Genomic DNA, 15,806 nt, shown 5'->3' on the forward strand with positions numbered 1-15,806 from the left:
ATGATTGTCATAAATTTTTTAAAAAAACAATTAGTTAAGACTCTTGTTATTCTTCTTGCATTAACATCATTATCCTGTGTTACAAGTAAAGAAATTATATATTTTCAGGACGAAGCCATTTCAAGAGACAATCAGGTTAGTCTAAATTCGGCCATCATTTACAAACCTAACGATTTGCTTTTTATAAGCGTTGGTGGTGATAAAGATGCTGTCGCTCCCTTTAATTTACCCGCTATTTCTTATAGTACATCATCAGTAGCTGCAAATGGCGACCTAAAAATGCCAACCTATTTAGTTGATAATAATGGTAACATTGAATACCCAGTACTTGGTACAATAACGCTTGGAGGTTTAACCAGAGAACAAGCCACCATGTACTTGAAAAATAAAATTTCAGAGTATGTTAAAGACCCTATCATTAATATACGGTTAATCAATTTTACAGTAACTGTTTTAGGTGAAGTTAAAAACCCAGGTACATTTACGATTGAAGATGAACGCATTTCGCTAACAGAAGCCCTAGGGTTAGCTGGCGACTTGACCATTCACGGTAAACGAGAAAATGTATTTTTAATTCGTGAGTTAGACGGCAAAAAGCAATACACCAAAATTGATCTCACTTCCGTAAATTCATTAAACTCTCCATCTTACTACTTGCAACAAAATGACGTTCTTTATATAGAACCAAACAAAGCAAAAGTCCGTTCGGCATCATATAATGAGAATAACGGTATTATAATTTCAGCAATTGCTACACTTGCAACTATAGCTGCCATATTTATAGCAAATTAAGATTCTTTAAATGAAACAAAAGGAAGACTTTAGAGATTTAATTCAGCCCTATTTACACAAATGGAAATTTATTCTTTTATGTGTCATTATTGCAATTGGTTGTGCTTTCGTTTATTTGCGATATGCAGATTATGAATATGAAGCTAAAGCTACCATTAAAATCAAAGATGATAAATCAAAAAACAAACTTCCTGAAATATCCTCACTTCAAAACTATGGCCTATTTAGTCAAGACCAAAACAATGTTCTTGACGAAATTGAAATCATAAAATCAAGAAACCTTATTGAAAGTGTGGTAAAAGATTTAAAATTCAATATTCAATATTTTGTTGAAGGACGCATTCAAGATCACGAAGTATATAAAAACCCTCCTTTAAACATTAATTTTAGTGCGTCTGATTCGATTATACAGAAAATTGACACATCCTTTAACATTAGAATCAATTCTTCTAAAGACTTTTATATTCAAGGAATAGTTGAGGAAAACAAATTACTAAAAGAGCTAAAAGGCAATGATGAGGTTAAAGGCGATTTATATGACTTTGGTAAAAGTGTTCCAACTAGTTTTGGCGATATTATTATTACGCCAAATATCGGGCAATATGCCACTAAAATTGGTTCAAACATAAAGATAAAAATCTCTCCAATTAATGGTGTCACGAGTAACTATAAAACAAAATTACAGATAGAAAGTAATGAACTTTCTAGTATTATTAAAATATCAGCTAGAGATAATGTTAAGGAGAAAGCGAAACTCTTTTTAGACAAGCTTATTGAAAAATATAATGAAGATGTTATAAATGACAAGAACCTAGTTGTTGAAGCTACATCAGAATTCATAAATAATAGACTGGAAGTTGTATCAAAAGAATTGGGCCAAGTAGATTTAACTGCCGAAGACCTCCAACAAGCAAACAAGCTAACAGATTTACAAACCCAATCAACCCTTGTCTTGCAAAATGAGCGTGACAATGAAGCTAAACTAGTTGCAGCTGCCAATCAAATTCAATTGATTGATTACATGAGGGATCATCTAGATGCAAATGATTCAGCCAATGACTTATTACCGACGAATATTGGCATTAGCGATAATAGCATAGCACAAGTTACACAGAAACACAATGAATTGGTATTGGAAAGAAATAGAATACTAAAAAATTCTAGTGAAAAAAACCCAACAGTTGTTAACCTAACAAATCAAATAAATCAATTAAAAAACAATTTGACTCAAAGCTTAAATAGTGTTAAATCTTCTAATGAAATAACCTATAACAGTTTACTTTCAGAAAATGCACGTATAAATTCACGCATTTTTTCGGCTCCCATAAAAGAACGCCAATTCAGAGACATAAAACGTCAACAAGATATTAAGGAATCACTATACTTATATCTATTAGAAAAACGTGAAGAATCTGCTATAACGCATGGCGTTTCATCTCCTAATGCTAAAATAGTTGACAAGGCTTACGCATCATCAGTACCAGTTGCACCAAAAAAAACTATCATCCTTTTAGCTGCTTTAATATTAGGCTTTAGCTTCCCAATTGCACTTATATATTTATTAAATCTACTGGATACTAAAGTGCATAATGTCAATGACGTTAAAAAAGCAATAGATGTACCGTTTATAGGTGATATTCCTCGATCTAGCAAAAAGAAACAATTAATTTCAAAGGTGGACTACTCACCAAAAGCAGAGGCCTTTAGAATGGTGAGAACCAATATTGATTTCATGCTTAAAAGTATTGATAAAAAAGCGAAAACTATTTTTGTAACATCCACTACTAGTAAAGAAGGTAAATCACACACTTCCATAAATTTAGCACTTTCATTTTCCTATTCAGAAAAGAAAACCCTTTTGATTGAAACAGATATTCGTGTTCCAAAAGCAACCAATTATTTAAACGTAAAAAACGAAGTGGGATTAACGAATTATATAAGTGATCCTGACCTATCACTAAAGGATATCCTAGCTAATTTGGAAGGAAATGACTTTTTAGACATTATACCATCGGGTGTGATACCTCCTAATCCTGCAGAGTTACTAATGAGTAAACGCATGAACGATTTATTCAGTTTGGTTGAAAAGAAATATGATTATATTATAGTTGATACAGCTGCTGTTGGGCTTGTAACTGACACCATGCTTATAAGTAGCCATGCTGATTTGTTTATTTACGTTATGAGAGCTAACTACCTTGACACCAGACAGCTGAAATTGGCAGAAACTATGTATCAAGAAAAGCGTTTACCAAATATGGCCATTTTACTAAATGGTGTTAATCACAAAAAAGGTAATGGTTATGGATATGGTTACGGTAAAAACCCAAACAAAAAGAAATGGTGGAAAATCAATAAATAAGTTATTTCAACTTGCGTCTTGCCTTCTCCTTTTTAATAAGCATCAATTCCCTACCTGTTTGACCAGCAACCGAAGTGTTTTCTTCAGCTCTTCTTATCAAATAAGGCATGACATCTTTTACAGGTCCAAAAGGCACATATTTTGCAACGTTATAACCCAAATTTGCTAGATTGAAACTAATGTTATCACTCATTCCAAACAACTGACCAAACCATACACGATTATCGGCGTTTTCTATATTTTTTTTCTGCATTAAATCCATTACCAAATAACTACTTTCCTCATTATGCGTACCTGCAAATAGTGAAATGGTATCTAAATTGTCCAAAATATATTTTACGGCATCATTAAAATTAATATCTGTAGCTTGTTTGCTTTCACAAATGGGAGATAGATAACCCTTTTCAAGCGCTCTATCATTTTCTTTTTCCATATAAGCACCCCTTACTATCTTATAACCTAGTAAGAATCCCTCTTTTTTAGCAACCTCATGTTCGGCTTTTAAAAAATCCATGCGATCATGCCTATACATTTGAAGCGTATTATAAACAATTGTTGATTCTGTATTATACTTTCGCATCATTTCAGTAACCAACTGGTCAGCTGCATCTTGCATCCAACTTTCTTCCGCATCAATCAATATTTCAACATCTCTTTCCTTGCCTAACCTACAAACCTTATCAAATCTATCTACTACTCTATCCCACTCTGCCTGCTCATCGGCTGTAAATGGCTTTCCTTCGCCTTTTTTTTGATAAAGATGAAATCTTCCAAATCCTGTTGGCTTAAAAACAGCAATAGGCATGGAATCCTTTTCTTCAGAAAATCGAATAATTTTCAGTGTTTTTTCCATAGCAGCATCAAAATGCGCTTCTGACTCTTTACCTTCAACAGAATAATCCAAAACTGAACTTACACCAAGTTCATACATCCTTTCAATAATATCTAGACAATCATCTTCATTTACACCTCCACAAAAGTGATCAAAAACTGTTGAGCGTATTAATCCTTCTACTGGTAAATTGGCTTTGATTGCAAAATTGGTAACTGCTGTTCCAATTTTTACCAATGGTTCAATTGATATCATTTTAAATAAAAAATGAGCTCGTTCCAGTTCGGTGTCACTTTTTAATTGAAAGGCAACTTCCGTATTATCAAATATTTTTTGGCGCTCCATGCTAGTTGAAAAATATTCACAAATATAATTATCATTCAGCTACTTTTTTATAAAAAAAACTCCTTATTTTCACTTGGTAAAATTTGTAAAGTTTTCATGAAATCCATAACAACCACAGACTACGCAATACATTTTAATTCAGAATGTTACAATCAAGTTAATTTACATTTAAAAAACTGTAGTTACTCCAAAATTTTTATTTTGGTAGATGAAAACACACACAATCATTGTTTACCCCAGTTTTTATCAAAATTAGAAACGACAGTTACTATTGAAATCATTGAAATTGAATCTGGTGAAAAAAACAAGACTATTGACACCTGTTTGGGCGTTTGGAATGTGCTTTCAGAACTTGAGGCTGACAGAAAAAGTTTAATTATCAATTTAGGTGGTGGTGTGATTACTGATATTGGCGGCTTTATTGCCTCTACTTTCAAACGTGGTATCTCTTATATTAATGTTCCGACATCACTATTAGCAATGGTCGATGCATCGGTTGGCGGTAAAACTGGTGTTGATTTAGGGCATTTAAAAAATCAGATTGGTGTTATAAATGTTGGTGAAATGGTATTGATTGACACTTCTTTTCTTAATACGCTACCACATAATCAACTACGATCTGGTTTGGCTGAAATGCTAAAACACGGACTTATTCATAGCCAAGCTTACTGGGATAATTTTGACAAGTCATTTTCATTAAAAACTGACAGTCTTGATAAATTGATATATGAATCTGTACTTATTAAAAAAGAAATTGTAGAAAAAGACCCAAAAGAAGAGAATTTAAGGAAAACACTTAATTATGGACACACATTAGGTCATGCAATTGAAACGTATTTTTTGAGCCATCCAGAAAAAGAGGATTTACTTCATGGTGAAGCTGTTGCTATTGGTATGATACTAGCAACTTATCTTTCCTATGAATTGTTAGGCTTTGATAAAACAAAGTGTGATTTGATAAAAGATAAGATTATTTCTATCTACGGGAATATTGATTTTAAAGACACAGATATACTACCAATTATTGACCTTTTGAAGTTTGACAAAAAAAATGAACATGGTAACATTAACTTTGTCCTTCTTCATGACATCGGAAAAACTCAAGTAAACTGTAAAGTAAGTAATGATTTAATTTTCAGAGCCTTTGAATATTACAGTGCCTAATTATTAAAAAATAATTTGTAACTTTAAGAAAATGCTATTAAACAGATTGTTGGAATTTCTTAAGACCTAATTATTTTAACAATGAAAAGAGTTATCGTTGATTACAAAAAGCTTACTCCTGAAATTTTGAATCTCCTGACAGAGAAGTTTCCCGATGGTTATGATGATGACGACATCATTACTTTTGACAATCACAAAAATGAAACCATTGAAGCGGTTGAAGTAAAAACCGAAGACTGTATTTATCTAGTAAAAGTTAGCAGCAAACTACACTATACCATGACTAATTTTGAAATTGGTGATGATTTGGAGTTAAACGATTTAGGACATATCATCGTGGTCAATGAAGACATTAAAATAGAAGATGACGAAGAAGAATAAATCTAATTATCCAAGTAGCGCTCTTTTATCACTTTACAATGATGCGTTTCGTGACCAATAATTACAAAGCCCAAAGCTCTCACTGACATTTTAGAGTTGCTTGCAGTCCCTATATTCTGTAATGTTTGACTATCAAAGCTCTTGAATAAATTTATTGTAAATAAACGCAAGGCTCTATAACTGCTTAATAAATCGGCTTTAGTTTTCTTATTAGCTGAACTCATTTCGGCATAAAAATTCTCATCAAATCCTGGTAATTCTGTTTTGTCATTACGAGCAAATCGCAAGGCACGATAAGCAAATACAACTTCAGCATCCATTAGGTGCTGTATAATTTCTTTAATAGTCCATTTACCATCAGCATATCGATATTCAAGCTTGTTATCTGGAATGGACTCCAAAAAAGTAACAGTTTTATCTAAACTAGTTTGCAATCCACTAATAAGCTCATTGCCTATCGCTAAATCAATGTAGTTTTTGTAATATGTGTGATACTCGTTTGTATTTAAATCTAAAACCGTCATGTATTGAAATTACATATGCTTGAAAATAGAATGCATCAAACGTTTTTTGTCATTAATGCTCTCTTCCAATGAAATCATAGTTTCCGTTCTGTAAACGCCTTCAATGTCATCTATCATGAAAATCACTTCTTTTGCATGCTCAGTATTCCGAGCCCTTATTTTACAAAACACATTGAATTTGCCTGTTGTAATATGTGCTACAGTAACGTAAGGAATTTCATTAATACGCTCTAAAACAAATTTGGTTTGAGATGTTTTTTGAAGAAACACACCAACGTATGCAATAAAAGAATAACCAAGTTTTTTATAATCTAAAGTAAGTGAAGATCCTTTGATTATTCCTGCTTCTTCCATTTTCTTAACGCGTACATGAACAGTACCAGCAGAAATCACTAATTTTTTAGCAATATCTGTGAATGGAACACGCGTATTATCAATTAACATATCTAGAATTTGATGATCAACATCATCCAACTTGAATTTAGCCATTTTTACAATTTAATTAAATAAAAATCAAAAATAGTACATTATTGTTAGATATTCTCCATCAAAAATCAAGTATTTATTAATTTTAATGAATATTTTTCATTATTTATAAAAACGAAATCGTTTTCGTAATTCAAATAAATAGGCTGAAAATCGTTTGTTAACACCTTATGTTCTTTGGCATCTAGTTCCCGATGTCCATAAAATCCATTTAGCCTTTCAATTTTTTCAATTTTCGGTACAAACAACACATTTCCTTCAGACAAAATTTCCTTATACTGTATTCCGATATCTACTATTTCAAATTTTTCATCTTTGAATACCGAAGCATTTCTAATGATTATATCAAAAAACGATTTTTCGTTATTTGGAATGTTTAAATATGGCTCAAAACCCTCGCCTGATATAGTGTTATTGAAAATGTAATCAATAGCTAATAACAACGATTGATAGATAAAGAATCTTGTTGTTTCTCTTGAATAATCATCTTTAAAATGACCAGCTTCAAACAATACGGTTACAGATCCTAAACTCTGAAAAGTATCGCCCACACAGTTAATGTTAAAGGAATCGTCATAAATTCCAACCTGACCTGGAATCTGATTCTGCAAAATAGTATTCAAAAATGAAATAATCTCCATGGCTTTCTTTCTCGTATCTGTAATAGAACGTTCTTCATCTTCTGAAGGTGCCAAAAAAGAAACGGTTGCTGATTTATTGGTTGCACCTACCCCAAAAATAGTACGTTGCCCGTGCAAATTAAAACAATAATGCGGCATGAAATCATCATAAACTGATTTCAAGATACGAGACTCTGGCTGCGTTAAATCTTGAGCATCCCTGTTCAAATCAACTTCGTTAGCATTTACTCGCGTGTAAGCTCTTGCACCATCTGGGTTTAGTATAGGAATTATAGTAATGGTACACGAAGTTCCAACAGAATTGAATAAATCGTCATTAGCGCTCAACGTGTTCAGTAAATCAAAAAGCGCTTTAGTTGTTGTAGATTCGTTTCCATGCATTTGCGACCAAAGAAGAATTCGTTTACTCCCGGTTCCAAATTTTATAGCATGTATTTCTTCTCCTTTTACTGAATGACCAATAGTTGAAACTTCAAACTTATTAGACAATTCTTTTATTAAAGTTAAGACATGATCATTACAAATGTATCTATGAAATAAACGCGTTTCCTTGTGATTATCAAATAGTGATTTTAGGTTTTTAACTTGCATATTAAAATTTAATATTCACAAAGGTAAACATTTGATATTTTACAATTGTAAACATGCTGTTTCTTTAAAATTGATACAATGTTAAACAAATAACCAAACAGGCATCTTATTAAATTAAAGAAAATGCAATAACAAAAATATAACGAATATAAATAATTGTTATTCAATTTTTTATCAAACATTATATAAAGTTTATAATTATATATAAAACACATATTATTGCTAATTATAGCTACTAAAAATAATATTTCATTACATTTGTAACACCTCAAGCCACAAATTTAAGTTTACAATGATAAACAGTAGAGATTTTTCAAAAAGACTAGAAAAAGTAATTGATTTTTATGGTGAAACCGCATCGTCTTTTGCAGAAAAAATTGGCGTACAACGATCAAGCATTTCACATATTCTTTCTGGTAGAAATAAACCAAGTTTAGATTTTGTTATGAAAGTTTTATCCTCCTATCCTGAAGTAGAATTGTATTGGCTTTTAAACGGAAAAGGAAATTTTCCAAAAATGGTAGAACCTACTATTTCAAAAAATGAAAGTAGCGAACATCAAAATTCTTTTCAAAAACAAATCACAAGCGACCAAGATATTGAACGCATTGTCATTTTTTTTAAAGATGGTACTTTTAAAAATTTCACTAACTTTTGATTCTATATTTAATTATTAAATGATTTCTTATTAGTTATTCCAATTGATAGTTTTGTAATTTTGTGAAAATATTTTAAATGAAACCCCTTTATTACTTTTTATTATTATTGAGTTTAACTGGCTGTTATCAGATAGAACGCAATTGTCAAGATTATCAATTAGGAACTTTTAAAAGTGAAGTCAATATTAACGACTCACTTTATGTATCGTCATTTACCAGAACCAAAACACTCCAAATAGAAACGTATAACAATAAAGTCGATTCTTCTCAAGTACGTTGGATTAATGACTGTGAGGCTATTTTTAAAACAATCAACCCAAAAAATAGAGTTGAAAAAAAAGATATCCATTTAAAAATATTAACAACCACTGATTCAAGCTATACATTTGAATATTCATATGTGGGTGATAAAATAAAACAAAAAGGTGTCGCAATAAAATTGAACTAATATGCTGGACTTTCTGTTGACAAGTGATGCCATTATAGCATTATTAACTTTAACTTTTTTAGAAATCATATTGGGAATTGACAATATTGTTTTTATATCAATAGCTGCTAATAAATTACCTGAAAACCAACGCGCAAAAGCCACTAATATAGGACTGGTTTTGGCCATGGTACAACGTATAGTTCTGCTATTTTTTGTCTCTTTTCTAATTGGTTTAAAGGAACCTTTTTATAAGATTGAACTATCTTGGTTGGAAATTGCTATAAGTTGGCAAGCTATCATATTATTTGCTGGAGGGCTGTTTTTAATTTACAAGAGTACATCAGAAATACGTGAAAAAGTAGAAATGCCAGACCATGATGAAAGTAGAATAAAACAGTCTAAAATCACATCATTATCAAACGCGATTACCCAAATTTTGCTAATAGATTTTATTTTTTCAATTGATTCAATTCTTACTGCAGTAGGCATGACAAATGGGTTGCACGAAAACCACAATTACAATTTGGTACTTATGATTATTGCCGTCGTTATTTCAATAATCATTATGATAGCTTTTGCAAACCCCATTAGAAAATTTATCGAGACACACCCAAGTATTCAAATGTTAGGTTTAGCATTTTTAATACTTATTGGTTTTATGCTAATTACAGAAGCTGCTCACTTGTCAGAAACCAAGTTTTTCGACAAAACAGTTGGAGCCATTCCTAAAGGATACCTCTACTTTGCAATCGCTTTTTCTTTATTTGTTGAGTTTCTTAATTACAAACTTGTTAGAAAGAAAAATTGATTACCTAATCATATAATGCATCCATTTCATCCAAGAACTGTATCATTTTCTTGTTCACGATTTCTGATTGATCAATAGATAAAAAATGCCCTGCATTATTAATAACCTCTGCCCTTCCGTAAGGCAATATCTCTTTGGTCATTCGAACAGTTTTTTCATTGTTTATCATATCATCATCACCTATTAAAACATAAACTGGCATTTTAAGACTTTGTAATTCCCGCTTTGAAAAAGGCATCATGTCAATAGTAAATTTATTTATTGAGTCCTTATCAACTGCAATTCTATATTGATCCAAATATGTTTTATTGACATTCCCTGGATTAACAGACATGGTTTTTAGTGTTTCTTGCATTTGTTTTTCCTTTGATGAAAAAGCATAGATGATATTTTTCAATAAATCAGTGCTTGGTCTCACCCAAATAAATGTTTGAGCAGGACTCAACAAAATCATACTATTTATTTGACTTTGGTCTTGAAGGGCAATTTTTGTTGCCAACCAACCGCCTCTTGAAGCACCGATAAGATTAAATTTTTCAAGTTTCAACTTCGCGAAAACCTCATGGTACCATAATGCAATATCGTCGGTTGACTTCATTTCTTTTTCAATAAATGATTTACCAGGCTCCAAAATAAAATCAATGGCGTAAATACGATAATCTTGAGCCAAAGCTTCAATATTTGCATACCACATGGTAGAGCTAGCATTCATACCATGCAACAAGACAACTGGCATACCGTCTTCTGGGCCTGAAACCACAACATGAGCAGTGCCATAGTTTGTAGGCACATAAAGTTCCTCAAACGGTGTTTTCCATAATTTCAAGGATTCATTATATGCCTCAAAATATGCTTTTTGCTCAAAGTCAGGATTAGATATATAATCTGGCTCCTTTTTATACTTTGAATAATCATCGTTACAACCTATAAAAACCAATAACGCTGCAAATAACAATAAAACACTGTTTCTAGTCATTCTAAAAATTTTCATCAAATTTACACAAATAAAAAAGTTTCTTTTTAATCATTAACACATTCTTTTAACTTATGCTAAATTTGCGATAACTATTAAATACTTGGCGGTATTTAACTGAAAATTGCTATGATAAACATTCATAAGAAAACACTTCAGGATTTGGAATTTGCTGCTGTTTTAGAGCAAGTAAGCGAATTATGCATTACTGCATTAGGCCATGAAATGAGCTTAAACTTAACACCTTACAAGAATAAGGATCAAGTTGTTCTTGCACTAGGCCTAACCAATGAATACTTATCATCATTTTACAATGAGAACAGAATACCAAACCATGGTTTTGAGCCAATAACCAAGGAATTACAATTACTGAAAATTGAGAACACTTATCTAGAGACACATGCCTTAAAAAAAATAGTTTCCATATCGTTGACTACGAATGATATTTTACGCTTTCTCAAAAAATTTCACGAGTACTATCCTAAACTTAATGATTACGCTTCCAATATTGAAGTGACTAAAGTTATCATTGAAGAAATAGACAACGTTGTAGATCGATTTAGTGATGTCAAGGATAGTGCTTCTCCGCATCTTAATGATTTAAGACAGCAAATAAATAAGCTGAAAGCTAGAATAAATCAAAGTTTCACCTCTGCATTAAACACCTATCACAATCTAGAATATCTAGACGATATTCGCGAATCGGTCGTGGATAACAAAAGGGTTTTGGCAGTGAAAGCTATGTACAGGCGCAAGGTAAAAGGCGCCATTATGGGAGGAAGTAAAACCGGAAGTATTGTATATATAGAACCAGAAACAACGCTCCAACACACGCGCGAACTCAATAATTTAGAATACGAAGAAAATGAAGAAGTCATTCGTATTTTGAAACAACTTACTGACTTTATTCGCCCACACAGAGGTTTATTGGCTAGTTATCAAGATTACCTAACTGAGTTAGATGTCATTTCGGCAAAAGCAAAATATGCCAAATCCTTAAATGCCATTTTACCAGAAATTACAGAAAATAGGATACTTCATCTTCGTGATGCCTATCATCCCTTATTATTTTTAAGCAACAAAAAGAAAAAGGAAAAAACCTATCCGCAATCTATTGAGCTTAAAGAAAACAATAGAATCATTGTTATTTCTGGCCCAAATGCTGGTGGAAAAAGCATCACTTTAAAAACTGTGGGTTTATTACAGGTTATGTTGCAATCGGGATTATTAATTCCTGTTCATGAACGCAGTGAAGTATTTTTATTTGATCGGGTGATTTCTGACATTGGTGATAATCAATCTATTGAAAACCATTTGAGCACATATAGCTATCGCTTAAAACAAATGAACTACTTTTTAAAAAAGTGCAACAAAAATACCTTGTTTTTAATTGATGAGTTTGGAACTGGTAGTGATCCTGAATTAGGAGGTGCTTTGGCTGAAACATTTTTAGAAGAATTTTATAACCGTGAAGCTTTTGGAATTATCACCACGCATTATGCTAATTTAAAAATGTTGGCAAATGAGCTACCAGATATGCAAAATGCCAATATGATGTTTGACGAAAAAACGCTGGAACCCATTTTTAAACTTGCTTTGGGTCAAGCAGGAAGTTCTTTTACTTTTGAAGTGGCACAAAAAAACGGTATTCCTTATAGCTTAATTAATCGTGCTAAAAAGAAAATTGAACGTGGCAAGGTACGTTTTGACCAAACAATTGCTAAACTTCAAAAGGAACGCTCAAAACTCGAAAAAACCGAGCAATCCCTTAAACTCAATGAACGTAAAAAACTGGATGAAGCTGAAAAACTAGAGGAGATCAATTTAAAAATTCAAAAAAAACTCGAAAGCTATCAAGAACTTTACGACAGTAATCAACGCCTCATCTATTTAGGACAAAAGGTTAATGATTTGGCAGAAAATTATTTCAACAACAAACAAAAACGGGAGTTGATGAATGAACTTTTCAAATTGGTACAAATAGAAAATTCTAAGCGTAAAAAAGTTTCTGCCAAACAACAAAAAGTAGAGAAAGTCAAAGCTCAAAAGATTAAACAAGAAGCAGAAAAGAAAGTTAACGTTATTAGAAAGAAAAAAAAGGAAGCCAAGAAAAAAGAAGCTCTAAAACCTCCTAAACCAAAACCTACTTTAAAAGTTGGTGATCGCGTTCGACTAGAAGATGGTCGAGCAGTTGGAAGTATTGATAAAATTGAAAAAAATAAAGCTATTGTAAACTATGGCTTATTTACTACTAATGTCAGTATTGAGCAACTGGAATTAGTAGAATCCAAGAAATAATAACATTCAAATTGCGTTCAATTAATTATTATACTACCATAGATTATTTTAATCTCTTTTATTTATTCAATAGTATGAGATAGCTTATTTTTGTAGTATGCTAGAGTTAATTCCAAGGGAAAAGAAATTGATATTATTTGATGGCGTTTGCAATTTATGCAATTCAAGCATTCAGTTTGTAATAAACCATGACAAGAAAGACATCTTTTTATTTGCTCCATTACAAAGTAAAATAGGCCAAGAAATAATTTCTCATTTTAAAATAGATACGACCAAAACAGATTCTATTATATTATATACTGAAAAAACAGGAATAGATTACAAATCTACCGCAGCTCTTAAAATAGCGTATTATTTAGGGTTTCCCATAAATTTAGCAAGCATCTTTTTAATTGTTCCGCCAATTATAAGAAATTGGTTTTATGACCTTATTGCACGTAACAGATATAAATGGTTTGGAAAAAAAAGTGAATGCATGATTCCAACGCCTGAATTAAAATCAAAATTTTTAAATTAGCTTCAATTATATTCGTAATTTTACCTCACCAATCAAAATAATTATGAAAAATCTACTCTCCTTTATTGTATTGTTGGTTTTTATTACCAACACAGCTTTTTCTCAAGAATTAGAAAATGAAGAAAAAGAAAAAAGAGTTGTTAAAAATGAAATTTCTTTTGAGGCATTACAATTGGTAAACGGTGTTTATCAAATTTCTTACGAACGTTACATTTGGAACAATTTTTCAGCTGCTTTGGCCGTTGGTTATAAGGGTAAAGAAGGTCTTGTTAATTTCTCTGGCCTAGATTATACTGGTCCTAATGGCGGAAGACTTGAAACAAATGATTTATTTTATACTGGCTATCAAATTATTCCTGAAATTCGTTATTATTTAAAAAACACATCAAAGGGCAACTTAAACGGGTTTTATTTAGGTCTTTATTTTAAATTTTCTCAATATACATCTGATTTAACAGGCAAGTATACCGCAACTGATAATACGCCATACCAGGTTGAATTTGAGGCAAAGTTAAATATCGCATCAACAGGACTTATGATTGGCTACAAGCTACCTATCACAAAGCGTTTTAATATTGATTTCATTATTGCTGGCCCTGGGGCTGGTGACTATAACTTTAGAATAATTAACAAAAAAGACTTACCTGATGAGTTTTATAATAATTTAAATGAGGCACTTGAAGAGTATAGTGTGTTAGACTTTATTAATTCCGACTTTAGATTTTCTAAAGTTGATTCTAGATCAAAATTTTCTGCGTTTTCATTTCGTTATGGAATCGCATTAGGCTATACATTTTAACAAATATTAATCATAAAAAATACAAATGAAAAAAGTACTAAATTCAATTTCAATTTTATTGGTAATAATCACCTTCTCCAGCTGCTCTGGAGTAAAAGTATTAACCTCCTGGAAGTCAGATTCAGTTGATGAAATAAAAGACAACAACTTCTTAGTAATTGCAAGAACTGATAATAAACAAGCTAGAATTGCATTTGAACAAGAAATTTCAAATCAATTAAGAGAAAGTGGTATGAAAGCTACTGAAAGTTTTAGGGAGTTACCAAACATGAGTCATGATCAAGAATTAACAGAAGAACAAAAGAAAAATTTTCAACAGTTTTTAGACAATGAAGGATACGACGGAATCGTTTTAACAGTAATAAAAGACTATCAAGAAAGTACACGAACTACTGAAGATGGTGGTTATTACGCTGGTGCTACCTATTTTCCTTCATATTACCCATCTTATTATGGTGGTTTCTACGGTTATTATTATAACCCTTTATCTTATTCCACTTACGGTTCATATGTCCCAAGATCATCAACTACCTATACTGTAAAGACATATATTTTGGAAACAGTAGCTTATGATTTAAATCAAGATGACGGTAAACAATTAGCAGTAGTTGTTACCACTCAAATTGAGGATCCTCAAGATGTACATAAAAATGCAGTAGAATACACAAAAAAAATAACTGAAGCATTAAAAAAATAGTCTGACACACCCATAATAAAATAGAAAAAGGTCTTGAAATATTTCAAGACCTTTTTCATAACTTAACTAACCAAAAAAATTAAACAAACAAAAAATAGTGCTGATATTTAGGTATTTAGCACTCTTATTTTGATATTTAAATCTACAAATACTTATCAAAAACCTCATAAATTCTCGATGAAATGATGAAATTAATTGTTTAGTCATTTTTTTTTGCAAAAAACATCCATGAAATACTAATTATTTCATTTTTAACTAGTTACATCATCTCAATTAAAAAGTATCAGATTAATTAACTTTCTCATATCCACGCTTGACTTATTCAAACTAGCCATTCACTCAATTATTCTTTCATTTTAGGTATTGTCAAGGTAATTTTATTCTAATGATGAAAGCCTTGAAGTGAAATAGTTAATTTGACCCTGATTTCAGTTAATCAGGAATGAATCAAGTTCTTGTAGTTGTGCAATGTCTACCCACACTATGAGTTTAGTGTGTAAACTAAAA

16 protein-coding genes are annotated in these 15,806 nt (G+C 31.4%); 11 read left to right on the forward strand and 5 right to left on the reverse strand.

From position 1 onward, the window contains the following. Positions 1–792, forward strand: a complete 792-nt coding sequence (locus HGK31_RS10060) for a polysaccharide biosynthesis/export family protein (protein WP_104733697.1) — start codon at positions 1–3, stop codon at positions 790–792. A 10-nt stretch (positions 793–802) separates the two neighbouring features. After that, entirely contained in the window at positions 803–3,154 is a 2,352-nt protein-coding gene (locus HGK31_RS10065) for a GumC family protein (protein WP_191859629.1), read from the forward strand. Position 3,155: 1 nt separating this feature from the next. On the opposite strand, the gene HGK31_RS10070 is transcribed toward HGK31_RS10065, so the two are convergent. Next, positions 3,156–4,331, reverse strand: a complete 1,176-nt coding sequence (locus HGK31_RS10070; protein ID WP_191859630.1) for a proline dehydrogenase family protein — start codon at positions 4,329–4,331, stop codon at positions 3,156–3,158. 96 nt (positions 4,332–4,427) lie between these two features. Here HGK31_RS10070 and aroB point away from each other — a divergent pair, with 96 nt between their 5' ends. Continuing rightward, positions 4,428–5,495: a 3-dehydroquinate synthase gene (gene aroB / locus HGK31_RS10075; RefSeq protein WP_191859631.1), complete on the forward strand. Its 1,068-nt coding sequence runs from the start codon at positions 4,428–4,430 to the stop codon at positions 5,493–5,495. An 81-nt stretch (positions 5,496–5,576) separates the two neighbouring features. Next, positions 5,577–5,876 (forward strand): hypothetical protein, encoded by a 300-nt coding sequence (locus HGK31_RS10080; RefSeq protein WP_104733693.1) that lies wholly within the window; start codon positions 5,577–5,579, stop codon positions 5,874–5,876. A 2-nt stretch (positions 5,877–5,878) separates the two neighbouring features. On the opposite strand, the gene HGK31_RS10085 is transcribed toward HGK31_RS10080, so the two are convergent. From HGK31_RS10085 to HGK31_RS10095, 3 genes are all read right to left on the reverse strand, one after another. Then, positions 5,879–6,400 carry a DinB family protein gene (locus HGK31_RS10085; protein ID WP_191859632.1) on the reverse strand — a complete coding sequence of 174 codons (522 nt, stop codon included), beginning with the start codon at positions 6,398–6,400 and terminating at the stop codon, positions 5,879–5,881. 9 nt (positions 6,401–6,409) lie between these two features. Then, positions 6,410–6,889, reverse strand: coding sequence for an Lrp/AsnC family transcriptional regulator (locus HGK31_RS10090; protein WP_104733691.1), 480 nt, complete (start codon positions 6,887–6,889; stop codon positions 6,410–6,412). 65 nt (positions 6,890–6,954) lie between these two features. Continuing rightward, complete coding sequence (locus tag HGK31_RS10095; protein ID WP_191859633.1) at positions 6,955–8,118, reverse strand: M14 family metallopeptidase; 1,164 nt, start codon at positions 8,116–8,118, stop codon at positions 6,955–6,957. Positions 8,119–8,410: 292 nt separating this feature from the next. Between HGK31_RS10095 and HGK31_RS10100 the strand changes: the two genes are divergently transcribed. The 3 genes from HGK31_RS10100 (at position 8,411) to HGK31_RS10110 (ending at position 10,015) form a co-directional block, all read left to right on the forward strand. After that, complete coding sequence (locus tag HGK31_RS10100) at positions 8,411–8,776, forward strand: helix-turn-helix domain-containing protein (RefSeq protein ID WP_191859634.1); 366 nt, start codon at positions 8,411–8,413, stop codon at positions 8,774–8,776. A gap of 77 nt (positions 8,777–8,853) precedes the next feature. Beyond that, positions 8,854–9,225, forward strand: coding sequence for a DNA topoisomerase IV (locus tag HGK31_RS10105; RefSeq protein WP_104733688.1), 372 nt, complete (start codon positions 8,854–8,856; stop codon positions 9,223–9,225). Between the two features lies 1 nt (position 9,226). After that, on the forward strand, positions 9,227–10,015 hold the full coding sequence (locus HGK31_RS10110; protein ID WP_191859635.1) for a TerC family protein: 789 nt from the start codon (positions 9,227–9,229) through the stop codon (positions 10,013–10,015). A gap of 4 nt (positions 10,016–10,019) precedes the next feature. Here the strand turns inward: HGK31_RS10110 and HGK31_RS10115 are convergent, their stop codons facing one another. Then, entirely contained in the window at positions 10,020–10,991 is a 972-nt protein-coding gene (locus HGK31_RS10115) for an alpha/beta fold hydrolase (RefSeq protein ID WP_191859636.1), read from the reverse strand. Positions 10,992–11,117: 126 nt separating this feature from the next. On the opposite strand from HGK31_RS10115, the gene HGK31_RS10120 reads away from it, so the two are divergent. From HGK31_RS10120 to HGK31_RS10135, 4 genes are all read left to right on the forward strand, one after another. Beyond that, positions 11,118–13,286 (forward strand): endonuclease MutS2, encoded by a 2,169-nt coding sequence (locus HGK31_RS10120; RefSeq protein ID WP_191859637.1) that lies wholly within the window; start codon positions 11,118–11,120, stop codon positions 13,284–13,286. Positions 13,287–13,383: 97 nt separating this feature from the next. Continuing rightward, a complete protein-coding gene (locus HGK31_RS10125) occupies positions 13,384–13,803 on the forward strand; it encodes a thiol-disulfide oxidoreductase DCC family protein (protein WP_191859638.1) in 420 nt (139 codons plus the stop codon). Between the two features lie 43 nt (positions 13,804–13,846). Next, positions 13,847–14,602 carry a DUF3575 domain-containing protein gene (locus HGK31_RS10130; RefSeq protein WP_191859639.1) on the forward strand — a complete coding sequence of 252 codons (756 nt, stop codon included), beginning with the start codon at positions 13,847–13,849 and terminating at the stop codon, positions 14,600–14,602. Between the two features lie 25 nt (positions 14,603–14,627). Then, positions 14,628–15,299, forward strand: a complete 672-nt coding sequence (locus HGK31_RS10135) for a hypothetical protein (RefSeq protein ID WP_191859640.1) — start codon at positions 14,628–14,630, stop codon at positions 15,297–15,299. The last annotated feature ends 507 nt before the right edge of the window (positions 15,300–15,806 follow it).

Origin of the sequence: Hanstruepera ponticola (assembly GCF_012931685.1) — a bacterium.
GTDB lineage: Bacteria > Bacteroidota > Bacteroidia > Flavobacteriales > Flavobacteriaceae > Hanstruepera > Hanstruepera ponticola.